Source organism: Streptococcus sp. M143 (genome assembly GCF_000162495.1).
Lineage (GTDB): Bacteria > Bacillota > Bacilli > Lactobacillales > Streptococcaceae > Streptococcus > Streptococcus dentisani.
Genome location: NZ_GG730093.1, coordinates 396812 through 413256, shown reverse-complemented (window position 1 = coordinate 413256; position 16445 = coordinate 396812). Strand labels below are relative to the sequence as shown.

Sequence of the window (16445 nt, the reverse complement as noted above, 5' to 3'; positions counted from 1 at the left end):
CCTCTTTGTCAAGGACTTTTTCAGTGAATTTGATTTTTTCTTTTCTTGATCAACTTCACAACTGCTTCTGTTCGTGCGGTGTGGGGAAACATATCGACTGACTGGATATACTGGAGATCATAGACTTTCACTAGTTTAACTAAATCTCGCGCCAAGGTAGAAACATTGCAGGATACATAGACCATTTTTTCTGGAACATAAGTCAGAATGGTATCCAACAACTTATCATCTAAGCCCGTACGAGGAGGGTCTACTATCAGTGCATTCGCTCGGTAACCCTCTTGATACCAGCGTGGAATAATCTCTTCAGCTGTCCCCGCTTCGTAATGGGTATTGTCAAACCCCATTCTTTGAGCATTTTGCTTGGCATCTTCAATGGCTTCTGGAATAATATCCATCCCTCTGAGACTCTTGACCTTATTTGCGAAGGCGAATCCAATCGTCCCGACACCGCAATAGGCATCAATCAGATGATCTTCTTTGCTAACATCTAAAGCTTTAACTGCTTCACTATAGAGAATCTCAGTCTGCTCCGGATTGAGCTGATAGAAGGCACGGGGCGAGAGAGAAAACTCATAGTCGAGCACTCCTTCTTGAATACTCTCTTGGCCCCAGATAATTTCCGTCTTTTCACCATAGATTTCACTTGTTTTTGCTGTATTTGTATTGACTGCAACTGTGACGACTTCTGGAAAATCTTTAACTAAGTCTTTTACTAGCTGGGTTAAATTAAGCTGACGATTTGTGACGATGATTATCTGGACTTGTCCCGTCTTCCTTGCTCGACGTACCATGATGGTGCGAACGCCTAGCGTTTTTCTCTCATCGGTGATGGGGATTTGATGGTAAGTAAGAAGTTCAGCTAGGCGATTCGCAATCACTTGGGTTTCCTTATCTTGTACCAAGCAGTCTTTTAACTCTACGAGATAATGAGAGTTTTGTGCATACAAACCTGCCTTGACCTGATTGTTAAATTTCCGAGTTTGAAATTGCAACTTAGCACGGTAGTACTTCGGTTCCTGCATTCCGATAGTTGGACGGATTTCATAGCTTTCATATCCTGCAGGAGCAAATTTTTTCAGAGCTTGGTGGAGCAAGTTCGTTTTGAACTCTAACTGTTTATCATAGTGAAGGTGCATGATCTGGCATCCACCACATTCATTATAAATCGTACAAGCCGGTACGACTCGAAATTTCGACTTCTTATTAACCTTTAGTAATTTTGCTTCAACAAAGTTGCGTTTAATAGAAGTAATCTGACAATAGATATCTTCTCCTTTGAGGGCACCTGGCACAAAAACGAGGGTTTTCTGGTAGAAACCGATTCCCTCACCATTGATACCCATCCGCTTGATTTTTAAAGGTATTTTTTGTTTGACTTTCAGATTCATACCCCTATCTTATCACATTTTACGGTATAATAGAACTATGAAAATCACAAAACTTGAAAAGAAAAAACGCCTCTACTTAATGGAGCTAGATAATCAACAAACCTCTTATATCACGGAAGATACCATTGTCCGTTTTATGTTGTCTAAAGATAAGGTTGTTAGCAAAGAAGAATTAACCGAGATACAGGCCTTTGCCCAGTTTTCTTATGGTAAGAATCTCGCACTCTACCATCTATCATTTAAAGCTCGAACCGAAAAGGAAGTTCGTGAGTATCTGAAAAAGTATGAACTTGATGAAAAAATCACTAGTCAAGTTATCGCTAACCTTAAAGAAGATAACTGGATTAATGATCGTCAGTATGCCTACTCTGTCATCAATGCAAATCAACTTTCTGGAGATAAGGGACCTTATGTGCTAATTCAAAAACTGTCTCAAAAAGGGATTGCCAAATCAACTATTGAAGATGTTTTAATGGATTTTGATTTTTCAGAGGTTGCTCAACGTGTTGCAGAGAAACTGCTTAAAAAATACACGGGAAAGCTTCCCGCTCGTGCCTTGCAGGATAAGATTATTCAAAATTTGACGAACAAAGGTTTCTCATATTCTGATGCTAAAAAAGCCTTTGATGATTTGGATAGTCAAGTCGACCAAGAAACGACTCAAGAACTCATTTTCAAAGAGTTAGACAAACAATATACTAAATACGCTCGCAAATATGAAGGTTACGAACTAAAGCAACGTTTGACCCAAGTTTTAGCTAGAAAAGGCTATGATTTTTCGGATATAGCAAGCGCTCTCAGAGAATATCTTTAACATTTTCAGGTAAAATTCAAAAAAATTAGACCAATTTATGATATAATAGTAAGCGATAAACTTATAAATTGTAGAAAGTTGGTTAGTTATGAAACTTCCAAAAGAAGGCGACTTTATTACAATTCAAAGTTATAAGCATGATGGGAGTCTCCACCGTACTTGGCGGGACACCATGGTACTAAAAACAACAGAGAACGCTATTATCGGCGTCAACGACCACACACTTGTTACCGAAAGTGACGGTCGTCGTTGGGTGACTCGAGAACCGGCTATTGTTTACTTTCACAAAAAATATTGGTTTAATATCATTGCCATGATTCGCGATAATGGGATTTCCTACTATTGCAATATGGCCAGCCCCTACTATCTAGATGAGGAAGCCCTGAAATACATTGATTATGATTTGGATGTCAAGGTTTTCACTGATGGTGAAAAGCGTCTCTTGGACGTTGAAGAATATGAACGCCATAAACGCAAAATGAAGTATTCGGATGATTTAGACTATATTTTGAAAGAGCATGTTAAAATCCTTGTTGATTGGATCAACAATGGACGCGGTCCTTTCTCAGAGGCCTATGTCAACATTTGGTACAAACGCTACATAGAACTAAAGAATCGGTAAAGTTGTCAAACTGGGGTGAGAGCCCTGGTTTTTTATTTGAAAAACCCAGCCTGGAAGCTGGGTTAATTGCTATATATCTAATTTAGTGACAGTAAACTTGATATGAGAATAGTCTTTTTCAACATCCTTATCCAACAAGAAAGCCGTGGCATCCTTCTTAATCTGAACAAGATCAATATTCTGGGCTTGAGCTGCATAGACGCATCCACAATAACATTGACGATAGATATCATACTCCTCGCACATCTCCACTGAACGTTTATAGCCTTGATTTTTCTTGAAATCACTTGGAAGATAGTGGGTTGTGTAAATCTTTTGCACATCGATTCCGATGCTGTTGATGGTTTGAGAATTCTTATGGGGACTGATGGTCAAAGCTGAACCAAAGTAGTCAAAGCCCAAGTCCATAGCTACCTGTGCTGTTTTATCCAGACGATAGTCAAAACAAACCTTGCAACGGTCGCCACCTTCAGGCTCTTCTTCCAGTCCTCTGACTAACTTCCGGTATTCATTTGGTTCGTAAGGCGCTTCTAGGTACTGAACCGTATTTCCTGTTCGCTCATTGAAATCACTGACAAATTTCTTGGTGACGTAAGCTCGCTTGTGGTATTCTGCCTTGGGATGGATATTGGAATTGGCAAAATAGATAGTCACATCCGCGTACTTGGTCAGGTATTCTAGGGTATAGGTACTACAAGGAGCACAGCAAACATGCATGAGAATGGTGGGACGTTGCTCATTTTTCTCCCAAACCTGAACCATTTTCTGCATAACACGGTCATAATTAATCTTCTGATTAGGGTTCATCTTGCTCAGAATTTCTTCTACATCAATCATGTTCTTCTCCTTCTTCTAGTCTTATTTTATCATATAAGTTAGGAGAGCTCAAATCAATTTTAGAAGAGAAAACCGTAAAAGGAGGGAATACGCATCCCTCCTTTTATAGTTTTTACATCATGCCGCCCATCATGCTTGGATCCATTGCTGGAGCTGGGGCTGCTGGTTCTGGTTTATTAGCTACGACTGCTTCTGTTGTCAAAATCAAGCTGGCTACAGATGCAGCGTTTTGAAGAGCTGAACGGCTCACTTTAACTGGGTCGATGATTCCCTCTTCAATCATGTTGACCCACTCGCCAGTTGCTGCGTTGAAACCTGTGCCAACTTCCGCATTTTTCAAACGATCAATAACGATAGAACCTTCGAATCCTGCATTGTGGGCGATTTGACGAACAGGTTCTTCCAAGGCACGGAGAACAATATTGCGTCCTGTTGCTTCATCTCCTGTCAATTCCAAATCAGCTACGGCTGGAATGACATTAGCAAGTGCAGTTCCACCACCTGCAACGATGCCTTCTTCAACAGCTGCACGAGTAGCGTTGAGGGCATCTTCAATGCGAAGTTTCATTTCTTTCAACTCAGTTTCAGTTGCAGCTCCGACCTTGATGACTGCGACACCACCCGACAATTTTGCCAAGCGTTCTTGCAATTTTTCACGGTCAAATTCAGAAGTTGTAGTTTCAATTTGAGACTTGATAACTGCAACACGGTGAGAAATAGCTTCAGGATTTCCAGCACCTTCTACAATAACAGTGCTATCTTTGTCCACAGTTACTCTCGCTGCTTGACCTAGCGCTTCAATAGTAGCGTCTTTCAACTCAAGACCAAGATCTTCTGTGATGACTGTTCCGCCTGTCAAGATAGCGATATCTTCTAACATAGCCTTACGACGATCACCAAAGCCAGGAGCTTTGACAGCAACAACATTGAAAGTACCACGAATCTTGTTCAATACAAGGGTTGGAAGAGCTTCGCCATCTACATCATCTGCAATAATCAAGAGTGGACGATTGCTTTGGAGAATGCTTTCTAGAAGTGGCAAGATTTCTTGGATATTTGAAATCTTCTTATCAGTAATCAAAATGTATGGATTTTCAAGGTCGGCCACCATTTTTTCGCTATCTGTCACCATGTACTGTGATAGGTAACCGCGGTCAAACTGCATTCCTTCCACGACTTCAAGCTCTGTTTCCATACCACGTGACTCTTCGATAGTGATGACACCGTCTTTACCAACTTTTTCCATAGCTTCAGAAATGTATTCACCGACTTTTTCAGAACGAGAAGATACAGCAGCAACCTGAGCAATGGCTTCTTTGTTGGCAACTGGAATGGCATTGTTTTTCAAAGCTTCTACTGCTGCGGCAACCGCTGCTTCAATCCCACGACGAATGCCGATTGGATTAGCACCTGCAGTGACGTTTTTGATTCCTTCGCGGACGATAGCTTGGGTCAAGACAGTTGCAGTTGTCGTTCCGTCACCTGCGATATCGTTGGTCTTTGAAGCTACTTCTGATACCAATTTGGCACCCATATTTTCAAAATGGTCTTCTAGCTCAATCTCTTTAGCAATAGTAACACCGTCATTGGTAATTAATGGTGAGCCAAATGATTTTTCCAACACAACGTTACGACCTTTTGGTCCCAAGGTTACTTTAACAGTGTCTGCAAGGATATCGACACCACGAACCATAGCTGAACGGGCATCTGATGAAAATTTAATTTCTTTTGACATACTTACTTTCTCCTTCTATTCTTCAATGATAGCCAAAATATTGGCTTCGCCTACGATGATGTACTTTTCATCTCCATCTTTGACATCAATACCAGCGTGGGCTTCAACTAAGACACGGTCTCCAGCCTTAACGCTTGGAGCAACCAAGTCGCCATTCAAGGTACGAATACCTTTTCCTGTAGCTATAACTTGGGCAGTTTTGGTTTTTTCTTGGGCTGAGCCTGCAAGGACAAAGCCTCCAACAGTTTGTTCTTTTTCTTCGATTTTCAAGACCACACGGTCTCCTAATGGTTTCAACATTTGCTTTCCTCCATGATGACATACATATTATTAGCACTCTTTATATCTGAGTGCTAAATCATAGTTCTATTGTATCACTTGGTCAGAAATAGTCAAGAAAAAAGTCTGAATTTCTCAAGATAAAAAGCCTGAGACCAACTCAGACTTTTCACTACTTAAAATGGCAATTCTTCCTCTTCCAAGACCAGGTCTGCCAAATCCTGTCCTGCATTATTTTCACGCATAGCACGTTGGGCACGACTTTCCAAGAGTTGGAATCCTGTGGCGAGAACTTCAGTCACATAGTTCATCTGGCCATTTTTCTCAAAGCGACGGGTACGCAACTCCCCATCAACAGAAATAAGACTGCCTTTAGTTGCGTAACTTGCCATGGTTTCAGCCAATTTTCCCCAAAGAACCAGATTGACAAAATCAGCTCCACGTTCGCCATTTTGGTCTTTGTAACGACGGTTCACAGCAATAGTTGCGCGCGCCACTGACTTGTCATTGTTGGTTTTGTGCAGTTCTGGTGTAGACGTCAAACGCCCGATCAAGATAACTTTATTATACATTTTTCATCCTCCTACTTATCTATTCGCAGGGAATCAAAAAAAGTTACAGAAATTTGTAACTTTTCGAAGAAATTTTTTATTTTTTATGAACCATGAAACCTGTCGCCTGTTGATTGGCCATAATGGTCATATCTGTAATCTGCACACGGCGAGGCTGACTGGTCACATAGATCACTGTATCTGCGATGTCTTGTGCTTGCAGAGCTTCTATTCTCTGATAGACCGCCTCAGCTCGCTCTTTATCACCGTGAAAACGAACTGTAGAGAAATCTGTTTCGACAATCCCTGGCTGAATGGTGGTCACCTTGATATCCGTTGCAATGGTATCAATTCGCAGACCATCTGAAAAAGTCTTGACCGCAGCCTTGGTGGCTGAGTAAACAGCTGCCCCAGCATAGGCATAGATTCCTGCGGTCGATCCCATATTGATAATATGACCCTGATTGGCTACTACCATAGAAGGCAAGAAACAGCGAGTGACTGCCATCAAACCCTTGACATTGGTATCTAACATGGTCAGCATATCCAACTCTTCATAGTCTTGATAGGGAGCCAAGCCAAGAGCCAGTCCGGCGTTATTGACCAAGATATCAATCTTACCTATCGTTTCCAAAATATCGGAGCAGACAGTCTTGACCATGGTCATATCCGTGACATCCAGTGGAAAGATCCAAACTGTTTGATTTGGAAAAGTTTCTGCAAATTCCGACTTGAGGGCTTCTAGTCTGTCTGTCCGTCGCCCTGTTAGAACAACATTCTCCCCCTGTTCCAGATAAGCACGCGCAATCGCTTCACCTATTCCTGAGGTCGCTCCTGTAATCACTACATTTTTTGCCATCTTATTTCCTTCTATCTGGTGTATCAGATACTGACAACTTCCTAGGCAGTCCAGTGTTTGGCTGGGTCAAATGGAGTTCCAACAACTTGGTCTTCTGGTAATTCAATAACCCCACGTTTTTGCGGGGCATTTGGCAAATGCAATTCACGAGGGCTGCACATCATGCCAAAACTCTTCTCACCACGAAGTTCGCCTGGGAAAATGAGGTTGCCTTTTGGCATCATCGCTCCAGGAAGAGCCACAATGGTTTTCAACCCAACACGCGCATTAGGTGCTCCTGCAACGATTTGCACTGTCTTGTCACTTGCAACGGCCACTTGACAGATGTTGAGGTGGTCGCTATCTGGATGGGCTACCATCTCGACAATTTCACCGACGACGAACTTAGGTTCCTTGTCGTTGACAATCTCTTCTGTAAAGCCTTCCGCCTGCAATTCTTGGTTCAAACGAGCAACTTGCTCATCTGTCAAAAAGACTTGACCACGCTCTGCAATTTCAAACAAACTTGAAACTTCGAAAATATTCCAAGCTACTGTTTCACCATTTTCTTTGAGGAAAACTCGGGCAACCTTGCCTTTGCGCTCCACGTCCAGTTTGGCATCTCCGCTGTTTTTCACGATGATCATAAGGACATCGCCAACATGTTCTTTGTTATATGTAAAAATCATTCTTTTCTCCTATTTCAGTTCTGCTAAAAAGTCGTTAATTTGTTCCTTGCTTTTACGGTCACGGTTGACAAAACGGCCGATTTCCTTGTCCTTTTCTAGCACAACAAGGCTAGGAATCCCGTAAACATCCCAGAGTTTGGCCAAATCCATGTACTGGTCACGGTCCACACGAATAAAGGTGAACTCAGGATTGGTCTCCTCAATCTCTGGCAAGGATGGATAAATATAACGACAATCACCACACCAGTCCGCCACAAAAAGGAAAACCTTCTTGCCATCTTGCTCGACAAAACCTGCTAGTTCTTCTATACTATCGGGGGTAATCATAAGACTTCCTCCTCATAGACCAGATCTTCATTTTCATAGACAAAGGTATAGTGACGACCATCCTCAAAAATGATCCCTCCGACCAGTCGCTCTAGACTACTTTCGTAGACTTGAACATAGAGAGTCGCAATCTCACCCATATCTGAGAAAAGTTCGCGCACGATAGCGGTCAACTCTTCTTGAGTCTTCATGAGTTTGTGGTTATCTGCTGCTTTTTTGGCACCCAAAGCGAGGGCACTTAGACCAGCCACAGTCAAGCCAGTCATCCATAATTTCTTAGCTTTCATACCATTCATTGTAACACAAAAAGGGCTCTAGGACAAATAGGGAAGCCGTATACGAGCAAGGAAAATCTCTTCCCTCAGTGAGTCTAATTCTTATTGCCAAGCGCCTGAGTTCCTGAATGAATTAAAAAACCTCTGAGATTATTCTCAAAGGTTCGAATTTTGCTAATTGCTGTTCTCAACCGCTGCAGTGACAAAGGCAGTGTAGAGTTCTTCGGGACGGTTTGGACGGCTTGACAGTTCAGGGTGATACTGACAAGCTACAAAGAATTTATTTTCAGGAATTTCCACAATTTCTACCAAACGATTGTCTGGAGAGACTCCTGAGAAGACAAAGCCTGCTGCCTCAAACTGTTCACGAAAGGTGTTGTTAAACTCATAACGGTGACGGTGACGGCGTTGCACCACTTCTTGATTATGGTAAGCAGCTGCTGCCTTAGAACCACGTTTCAACTTAGATGGATAAAGTCCCAAACGAAGGGTTCCACCCATATCTTCAACATCAACCTGGTCACGCATAATATCAATGATAGGGTATTTTGTATCTGGTGCAAGTTCTGCAGAATTTGCACCTTCAAGACCCAAAACGTGACGAGCAAACTCGATACAAGTCAACTGCATTCCCAAGCAGACACCCAACATTGGAACATCATTTTCACGCGCATAACGGATGGCTTGGATTTTCCCTTCCGTACCACGTTGGCCGAAACCACCTGGAACGATGATTCCGTCCGCATCAGACAAGAGTTCTGCCACATTCTCTGCTGTCACATCATTGGCATTAATCCAATTAATCTTCACTTCTGCGTCGTTGGCATAACCAGAGTGTTTTAAGGCTTCGACCACTGAGATGTAGGCATCTTGCAACTCCACATACTTACCAACGAGGGAAATCTTAACTTGTTTCTTGAGGTTCATGACCTTGTCCACCATGGCTGACCATTCTGTCATATCCGCTGCTGGTGCATCTAATTTCAAATGGTCACAAACAATTTGGTCCATGCCTTGTGCCTGCAAATTCAGTGGAATTTGGTAAAGGTGTTCGACATCCAAAGACTCGATAACAGCTTCTGGAGCCACGTCACAAAACTGAGCTAGTTTGTTTTTAATTCCTTGACCAGCTGGTTTTTCTGTACGAATGACCAACATATTTGGCTGGATTCCCAAACCGCGCAATTCTTTTACAGAATGTTGAGTTGGCTTGGTCTTCATCTCACCAGCAGCCTTGAGGTAAGGAAGCAAGGTTGTATGGATGTACATGACGTTATCTGCACCCACATCTGCCTTCATCTGACGAAGAGCCTCTAGAAATGGCAAGGACTCGATATCCCCAACGGTTCCACCAACCTCTGTGATAATGACATCAGAGTCTGTCGTTAGAGCGGCACGCTTGATTTTTTCCTTCAAAGCATCTGTGATATGAGGAATGACTTGGACAGTTGCCCCAAGGTACTCGCCACGGCGTTCCTTACGAAGAACTTCACTGTAAATTTTACCAGTTGTCACGTTGGAATATTTGTTGAGATTGATATCGATGAAACGTTCATAGTGACCCAAGTCCAAATCTGTCTCAGCCCCATCATCTGTCACAAAGACTTCTCCGTGCTGGTAAGGACTCATGGTTCCCGGATCGATATTGATATAAGGGTCAAACTTTTGAATGGTTACTTTTAGACCACGATTTTTCAAGAGACGCCCCAGACTTGCTGCCACAATCCCTTTCCCAATAGACGATACCACACCACCAGTTACAAAAATATATTTCGTAGACATAGATTCCTCTTTCTAAAATGCTCAAGGTCTTGTTAACTACGAGGGGAAATAGAAAACAAGACCCTTATGAATAACGACTTTTCAAGAAAAACTTCCTGAAAAAACAAAAATAGCTCCCTAGTAACTAGGGAGCCCCGACCTCTAAAAGAGGTGCCCGAACAATATGATACCTTAAAGCAGAACATTTGTCAACTCGAATTGGTAAAACATGAAAAAGAGAGATCATTTTCAGAAAACCAACTAAAGATCTACAACCCAACGGAAGACTCACTTAACTACTCTACCCAAGCGACAAAAAAGGAGATCAGGCGATCTCCTCTGTGAAGTCTTTTACTCTTCTTCACTCGTTTCAGCGTCATCGTCAGAAAAGTCATCGTCTTCTTCATTGAGATCCACGTCTTCACCCAAGTCATCAGGGGCGATTTCGTTGATTTCCGCATCATAAGCTTCCACTTCATTTTTCTCATCATCTGGATTTTCATCATCATATGAAAGAGCTGGGTCTGCTTCGTATGCATCTTCGTCTTCTGGATCATCCGCATTGTAGTCAATGGCATCTGAATCACCATCCATAAAGGCATTGACACGTTTTTTCTTAGCTTTTGGTGCTACTTCATCGTCGTCACTTTCTTCAAGAGCGATGATTTCTTCGTCAATTTCGTCTACACCATACCATGAACGAAGACCCCATTTGTTGTCTCCAAGTGAGATGAAGCTACCGTCAAAGTTTAACTCTGTGTAGAACAAAGGTAAAGCTTCACGGATATCGCTATTTGATGTTCCAAGGTAGTTTTGAATTTCGTTTACAAGATCGCTAAAATGCATCTCATGGTCGCGACCACGAAGTTCCAAGATAGCACGCGCTACCTCAATCATAGATAGTTCACTTTTTTCTTGCCCAGCAAATACTTCTAATTCCAAAGCGTTTCTCCTCATTTTTACTACTATCGTCAGAGCAGACAGACTCTGACCTCATTTTATCATGTACTCTTTATTGTACGATAATTTTGCGGAATAGTCAAAGGTTAAATGGGAGAAAGTGACAGGACTTTTTATTTCTTTGCTCCCCAGCCGATGGTGTCGCTAGGTGGGTTTTCGGTATCAATCCAGATAAATTCAATACCAATTTCACCATTTTTAAATTTGGTCAATCGTATGCCATTGATTTCCAGCTCATTGAGTCGTTGACCTGTCAAGACTTCTCGTTCCTTCAACTGGAAAACGCCACGCAAAATCCAATTCCCAAGAATTTCTTGCTTATCAGTGGATTGAATCGCCTTGCCAGCTTCTTGGTTGATATAGGCATTGATAACATCTCCAGAAGATAAGAAGCGTAGCTTAAAGGTTCTTTCCTCTTTCGGTAGAGCTAGTTTTTTAGTGCCGGGTTCAAAAGTCCCAAATCCAGGACCAAAGAAATATAGAATAGTTACCAAGATTCAATCTCTGCTAAAGTTTTACTATCATCAGCTAATCCAATCATTGCAATTACATGATTTTTGTCATAACTAAACATAATTGATATGAGTTTTCTAATAGCATCTCTAATTTCACGAGGGGAAAGCTGGTTTATATCTATGTCATAAAACGATAAACCATGCGATAGGCTATTTATCACATCTAACATTCCTTGAAATTCCTCTTCTTTCTCTTCTGAAATATTATAAAATTTCATTAATTGAGTTATTGCAGATGAGGTTGCATACTCTAACCTATAATTACTTCTTGCATGTGATTCCAAAATCAGTCTTCCCATATTTGCAAATCTCACACAATTGTCAACTGTGCTAAGTTTACTATTACTTGTTTTAGCAAAATCATATATTGTTTTGAAATTAGCTCTGTAGTAATCACTAAAATTTTTACTCTCATGAGGTTCAACTTTTCGAATATTACTGTTTCCATGCTCATCTTTATAGATTAATGCTTTTAAAAGTGAGTTATTATTGAAACCAAAGCCAAAATTATGAAAATCAATTGAAGAATGAGTTAAAATAAATACCTGAGCATTCATTGATGTCAATTCTTTTATTATTGTATTTATCAACTCTGTCAAAAAATACCTATTATCTGAGTCTAGGCTAGTAATAGGGTCATCAAAAATAACGTATTCAACATTATTTTTTAAACTTTTTCCAGGCTCTAAATATAAATCACAATAAAAATGTAAAAAACCTAATAAACGCCTCTCCCCTTCACTTAAATCTTTCGTACTAATAATTATTGAAGGGTCAGTTATATGCTTTAACAAATAATGATTTCCATCAATTTGACATTTCATATTCATCCCAATAACTCTAAATTCACGATTGAGTAAGTCTGCAAATGGCTGTAAATTCCCTGCTGGCTCAACTTCCTGAATCCACTGTTTATTCTCTTCAATATATCGTTCATTAGCTCTTTGTTGTTCCTCATACTTTTGGAGTTGTTCACTAACTTCATCAATAGGATATCGCTCCAATATTTTTTGAGCGACCCAAGACTTTGCAACATTTTCAATTTCACCTAATAGAGCCTCTTGTTTAAATATCTCTTTATCAAGATTACCTATCTTCGCCTTTATATTACAAATTACTTTGTTATAATTTTCTTCAATTTCAAATGTATACGGTAAAACTAAAGAAGGATTTTCAATTTTTTCATCTATGTTATTGATAATTTCTGATATATTTGAGTTCAAAATCTCAAACCTATCATCAATGATATACTTAGGTTGACTAAACAAGTCATTTTTTATTCCTTCAAGTAATATTTTATTTCTTTCTAAACTTTCAACTGCTTTAGAATATTGAGATTGTATTTTTTCTTGAATGCTATCATGAACTTTGTCATAATCAAAATGATTACCACAAAACTTACATTGGTTTATACCATCATTATGTAAATGTAACCCTTCCTTTAACCATTCAGATAAATTTTTTGTAATTTGAAAATCTGGCTTAATTATTTTCTGTGTGAATATATTTTGAATTTCAGTAAGAATAATATCTATTTTTCTACTCGTATCAAACGTAATTTCACTTTTTTCTTTTTTTAGATTGGTTAATTTCAACTCAATTGAATCACTAGAACTTATTTTTGAAAAATCTGCATCAATAATATCATTTTCCCATGCTTTTAGAGCATCAATTGGATTTATCTTTGCATTTCGCTTCTGATTAATTTGTCGGGTCATTCTAAAAAGTTCACGAGCTTCAGAAAGATTATAAGCCATAAATTCAAATACTTCATTTTTATAATCTTCAATCTGCTTATCTATGTTCTGATTATACTGAACTAAATAGAGGTTTGCATTCTTGATATTTTCAATTGCTTCTTCAATACCAATTCTATTAGCACCAACTAATAGTTTGATTCCAGATAGTGAATCAACTGTATAAACATTATTTAATACGTAATCCGTATCAAATCTTTTTACTGACTCATGATTTTCTGAAATCCAGTTTGATAATGACGATTTACCACTCCCATTTGTTCCAAAAAAATATTACATTTACGCAAGTTTTCATCAAACGAGAAATTATGAAATGACTTTTTAGAAATATTTACCAATTTATCTATCATACACATTACCCTCTAATAACCAAGTTTTACTTCATTATAGCAAAAAACGTTAGCATTTGCTAACGTTTTCATAATTATTAAAACCTTATTTCACCAACTTCTTCATCTCATCAATACGTGCGACGGTCGCGTCGTACTTGGCTTGGTAGTCGGCTTGTTTGTCGCGTTCTTTTTGGACGACTTCTGGTTTGGCATTGGCTACGAAGCGTTCGTTAGAGAGCTTCTTGCCGACCATATCCAGTTCTTTTTGCCATTTAGCCAGTTCCTTGTCGAGACGAGCCAATTCTTCTTCGACATTGAGAAGGTCTGTCAGTGGCAAGTAGATTTCTGCTCCTGTGATGACGCTTGACATTGCGAGTTCAGGTGCAGGGATGGTTGATGCGATTTCCAAGTGTTCTGGATTTGTAAAGCGTTTGATGTAATTGACATTGCTGTTAAAGAAGGCTTCCAAGTCGCTATCGCTGGTCTTAACAAGGATGGTGATAGGCTTGCTTGGTGCTACGTTTACTTCAGCACGCGCATTACGAACAGCACGGATCAAGTCTTTAAGACTTTCGACACCTGTGTGAGCCGCAAGGTCTTCAAAGGCTGGGTTGACAGTTGGGTATTCCGCTGTAACGATAGAGCCTTCTGAGATTTGTCCAAAGATTTCCTCTGTCACGAATGGCATGATTGGGTGGAGAAGACGAAGGATCTTGTCCAAAGTATAAAGGAGAACAGAACGTGTGATCACTTTCTCTTCTTCGTTATCGCTATAAAGGACTTCCTTGGTCAACTCAACATACCAGTCCGCAAACTCGTCCCAGATGAAGTTGTAGAGGATGTGGCCAGCTACACCAAACTCAAACTTATCAAAGTTTTCAGTGACTTTTCCGATTGTTTCATTGAGGTTGTGGAGAATCCAGCGGTCTGTGACATTTCCAGCTTCCTTGTTGGAAACTTTTTCGACATTAGCCGTTGCTTGCTCAAGAGTCAAACCTTCATTGTTCATGAGGATGTAGCGAGAGATGTTCCAGATCTTGTTAATGAAGTTCCATGAAGCATCCATTTTCTCGTAAGAAAAGCGCACGTCTTGACCAGGGGCAGAACCGTTTGAAAGGAACCATCGAAGGGCATCGGCACCATATTTCTCGATGACATCCATTGGGTCAATCCCGTTTCCGAGAGATTTCGACATCTTGCGTCCTTGCTCATCTCGAATGAGACCGTGGATAAGAACGTTTTGGAATGGCTGACGTCCAGTGAATTCCAAGGATTGGAAGATCATGCGAGACACCCAGAAGAAGATGATGTCGTAACCTGTTACCAAGGTTGACGTTGGGAAGTAGCGCTTGAAGTCTTCTGAGTCAACATCAGGCCAGCCCATGGTTGAGAATGGCCAAAGGGCAGAACTGAACCAAGTATCCAAGACGTCTTCGTCCTGAGTCCATCCGTTACCTTCTGGAGCTTCTTCACCGACGTACATTTCACCCTCAGCATTGTACCAAGCAGGGATTTGGTGACCCCACCAGAGCTGACGAGAGATTACCCAGTCGTGGACATTTTCCATCCATTGAAGGAAGGTATCGTTGAAACGAGGTGGGTAAAATTCTACCTTGTCTTCTGTGTCTTGGTTGGCAATGGCATTCTTGGCCAATTGGTCCATCTTCACGAACCATTGCGTAGACAAGCGTGGCTCCACTACGACACCTGTACGCTCTGAATGACCAACACTATGGACACGTTTTTCGATTTTAACGAGGGCACCGATTTCTTCCAACTTAGCAACGACTGCCTTACGAGCTTCAAAGCGGTCCATGCCTGCAAATTCGAAGGCAAGCTCGTTCATAGTTCCGTCATCGTTCATGACGTTGACTTGTGGCAAGTTATGGCGTTGACCAACCAAGAAGTCGTTTGGATCATGGGCAGGTGTGATTTTCACGACACCAGTACCAAATTCAGGGTCGGCGTGTTCGTCCCCAACGATTGGGATCAATTTATTAGCAATTGGAAGGATAACGTTTTTACCAATCAAGTCCTTGTAGCGTGGGTCTTCTGGATTAACCGCAACCGCAACGTCCCCAAACATGGTCTCAGGACGAGTGGTCGCCACTTCAAGGGCGCGTGAGCCGTCTTCCAGCATGTAGTTCATGTGATAGAAGGCACCTTCAACATCCTTATGAATCACCTCGATATCAGAAAGGGCTGTGCGAGCTGCTGGGTCCCAGTTGATGATAAACTCACCACGGTAGATCCAGCCTTTCTTGTAGAGGTCCACAAAGACCTTGCGAACGGCTTTAGACAAACCTTCGTCAAGAGTGAAACGCTCACGAGAGTAGTCTACAGAGAGCCCCATCTTGCCCCATTGTTCCTTGATGGTAGTGGCATATTCGTCTTTCCATTCCCAGACTTTCTCGAGGAATTTTTCACGACCAAGGTCGTAACGGGAAATGCCCTCACCGCGCAAGCGCTCCTCAACCTTAGCCTGAGTGGCAATCCCCGCGTGGTCCATACCCGGAAGCCAAAGGGTGTCAAAACCTTGCATTCGTTTTTGACGGATGATGATATCCTGAAGAGTAGTGTCCCAAGCGTGACCAAGGTGGAGTTTCCCAGTTACGTTTGGTGGTGGAATTACGATTGAATAAGGCTTAGCCTTTTGATCGCCTGAAGGCTTGAAAACATCAGCATCAAGCCATTTTTGGTAACGATCAGCCTCAACCTCGGCTGGATTGTATTTAGGTGAAAGTTGTTTAGACATGTGTTTG

Annotated in this window: 14 protein-coding genes and 2 pseudogenes; 2 read left to right on the top strand and 14 right to left on the bottom strand. The window is 41.1% G+C overall.

What is annotated here, in order from left to right; all coding sequences use genetic code 11:
- Positions 1-20: 20 nt before the first annotated feature.
- Positions 21-1391 (bottom strand): 23S rRNA (uracil(1939)-C(5))-methyltransferase RlmD, encoded by a 1371-nt coding sequence (gene rlmD, locus HMPREF0850_RS06225; protein ID WP_001050286.1) that lies wholly within the window; start codon positions 1389-1391, stop codon positions 21-23.
- Between the two features lie 37 nt (positions 1392-1428).
- Between rlmD and recX the strand changes: the two genes are divergently transcribed.
- Together recX and ntdP are read left to right on the top strand one after the other, a co-directional pair.
- A complete protein-coding gene (gene recX / locus HMPREF0850_RS06220; RefSeq protein WP_000705112.1) occupies positions 1429-2205 on the top strand; it encodes a recombination regulator RecX in 777 nt (258 codons plus the stop codon).
- An 88-nt stretch (positions 2206-2293) separates the two neighbouring features.
- Positions 2294-2827: a nucleoside tri-diphosphate phosphatase gene (gene ntdP / locus HMPREF0850_RS06215; RefSeq protein ID WP_000775318.1), complete on the top strand. Its 534-nt coding sequence runs from the start codon at positions 2294-2296 to the stop codon at positions 2825-2827.
- A 69-nt stretch (positions 2828-2896) separates the two neighbouring features.
- On the opposite strand, the gene HMPREF0850_RS06210 is transcribed toward ntdP, so the two are convergent.
- The 13 genes and pseudogenes from HMPREF0850_RS06210 to HMPREF0850_RS06155 all read right to left on the bottom strand — a co-directional run bounded on the left by HMPREF0850_RS06210 (position 2897) and on the right by HMPREF0850_RS06155 (position 16438).
- Positions 2897-3664 carry an epoxyqueuosine reductase QueH gene (locus HMPREF0850_RS06210; protein WP_000567566.1) on the bottom strand — a complete coding sequence of 256 codons (768 nt, stop codon included), beginning with the start codon at positions 3662-3664 and terminating at the stop codon, positions 2897-2899.
- A 112-nt stretch (positions 3665-3776) separates the two neighbouring features.
- Entirely contained in the window at positions 3777-5399 is a 1623-nt protein-coding gene (gene groL, locus HMPREF0850_RS06205) for a chaperonin GroEL (protein WP_000031555.1), read from the bottom strand.
- A gap of 15 nt (positions 5400-5414) precedes the next feature.
- Positions 5415-5699: a co-chaperone GroES gene (gene groES, locus HMPREF0850_RS06200; RefSeq protein ID WP_000917316.1), complete on the bottom strand. Its 285-nt coding sequence runs from the start codon at positions 5697-5699 to the stop codon at positions 5415-5417.
- Between the two features lie 155 nt (positions 5700-5854).
- Positions 5855-6250 carry a single-stranded DNA-binding protein gene (locus HMPREF0850_RS06195; RefSeq protein WP_000282444.1) on the bottom strand — a complete coding sequence of 132 codons (396 nt, stop codon included), beginning with the start codon at positions 6248-6250 and terminating at the stop codon, positions 5855-5857.
- A 76-nt stretch (positions 6251-6326) separates the two neighbouring features.
- A complete protein-coding gene (locus tag HMPREF0850_RS06190) occupies positions 6327-7088 on the bottom strand; it encodes an SDR family NAD(P)-dependent oxidoreductase (protein WP_001107783.1) in 762 nt (253 codons plus the stop codon).
- A gap of 41 nt (positions 7089-7129) precedes the next feature.
- Positions 7130-7756: a YtpR family tRNA-binding protein gene (gene ytpR, locus HMPREF0850_RS06185; RefSeq protein ID WP_000578275.1), complete on the bottom strand. Its 627-nt coding sequence runs from the start codon at positions 7754-7756 to the stop codon at positions 7130-7132.
- A gap of 9 nt (positions 7757-7765) precedes the next feature.
- Complete coding sequence (locus HMPREF0850_RS06180; protein ID WP_000632379.1) at positions 7766-8083, bottom strand: thioredoxin family protein; 318 nt, start codon at positions 8081-8083, stop codon at positions 7766-7768.
- Positions 8080-8379: a DUF4651 domain-containing protein gene (locus HMPREF0850_RS06175; protein WP_009013888.1), complete on the bottom strand. Its 300-nt coding sequence runs from the start codon at positions 8377-8379 to the stop codon at positions 8080-8082. Before HMPREF0850_RS06175 ends, HMPREF0850_RS06180 begins: the two co-directional genes overlap by 4 nt.
- Before the next feature lie 153 nt (positions 8380-8532).
- Positions 8533-10140 (bottom strand): CTP synthase, encoded by a 1608-nt coding sequence (locus tag HMPREF0850_RS06170; protein WP_000105254.1) that lies wholly within the window; start codon positions 10138-10140, stop codon positions 8533-8535.
- A gap of 330 nt (positions 10141-10470) precedes the next feature.
- Positions 10471-11061, bottom strand: a complete 591-nt coding sequence (rpoE, locus tag HMPREF0850_RS06165) for a DNA-directed RNA polymerase subunit delta (protein ID WP_000418413.1) — start codon at positions 11059-11061, stop codon at positions 10471-10473.
- A 131-nt stretch (positions 11062-11192) separates the two neighbouring features.
- Positions 11193-11555, bottom strand: a pseudogene (locus HMPREF0850_RS13025) (hypothetical protein); the annotation flags it as partial.
- 11 nt (positions 11556-11566) lie between these two features.
- Positions 11567-13606: pseudogene (locus HMPREF0850_RS12575) on the bottom strand (AAA family ATPase); the annotation flags it as partial.
- Positions 13607-13786: 180 nt separating this feature from the next.
- On the bottom strand, positions 13787-16438 hold the full coding sequence (locus tag HMPREF0850_RS06155) for a valine--tRNA ligase (protein ID WP_000043322.1): 2652 nt from the start codon (positions 16436-16438) through the stop codon (positions 13787-13789).
- Between the last annotated feature and the right edge of the window lie 7 nt (positions 16439-16445).

Bases quoted from the DNA above. Each gene is read 5' to 3' on its own strand.
- rlmD (WP_001050286.1), bottom strand. From the start codon at position 1,391: ATGAATCTGAAAGTCAAACAAAAAATACCTTTAAAAATCAAGCGGATG.
- HMPREF0850_RS06195 (WP_000282444.1), bottom strand. From the start codon at position 6,250: ATGTATAATAAAGTTATCTTGATCGGGCGTTTGACGTCTACACCAGAA.
- groES (WP_000917316.1), bottom strand. From the start codon at position 5,699: ATGTTGAAACCATTAGGAGACCGTGTGGTCTTGAAAATCGAAGAAAAA.
- HMPREF0850_RS06210 (WP_000567566.1), bottom strand. From the start codon at position 3,664: ATGATTGATGTAGAAGAAATTCTGAGCAAGATGAACCCTAATCAGAAG.
- ntdP (WP_000775318.1), top strand. From the start codon at position 2,294: ATGAAACTTCCAAAAGAAGGCGACTTTATTACAATTCAAAGTTATAAG.
- ytpR (WP_000578275.1), bottom strand. From the start codon at position 7,756: ATGATTTTTACATATAACAAAGAACATGTTGGCGATGTCCTTATGATC.
- HMPREF0850_RS06170 (WP_000105254.1), bottom strand. From the start codon at position 10,140: ATGTCTACGAAATATATTTTTGTAACTGGTGGTGTGGTATCGTCTATT.
- HMPREF0850_RS06175 (WP_009013888.1), bottom strand. From the start codon at position 8,379: ATGAATGGTATGAAAGCTAAGAAATTATGGATGACTGGCTTGACTGTG.
- HMPREF0850_RS06190 (WP_001107783.1), bottom strand. From the start codon at position 7,088: ATGGCAAAAAATGTAGTGATTACAGGAGCGACCTCAGGAATAGGTGAA.
- HMPREF0850_RS06180 (WP_000632379.1), bottom strand. From the start codon at position 8,083: ATGATTACCCCCGATAGTATAGAAGAACTAGCAGGTTTTGTCGAGCAA.
- groL (WP_000031555.1), bottom strand. From the start codon at position 5,399: ATGTCAAAAGAAATTAAATTTTCATCAGATGCCCGTTCAGCTATGGTT.
- recX (WP_000705112.1), top strand. From the start codon at position 1,429: ATGAAAATCACAAAACTTGAAAAGAAAAAACGCCTCTACTTAATGGAG.
- HMPREF0850_RS06155 (WP_000043322.1), bottom strand. From the start codon at position 16,438: ATGTCTAAACAACTTTCACCTAAATACAATCCAGCCGAGGTTGAGGCT.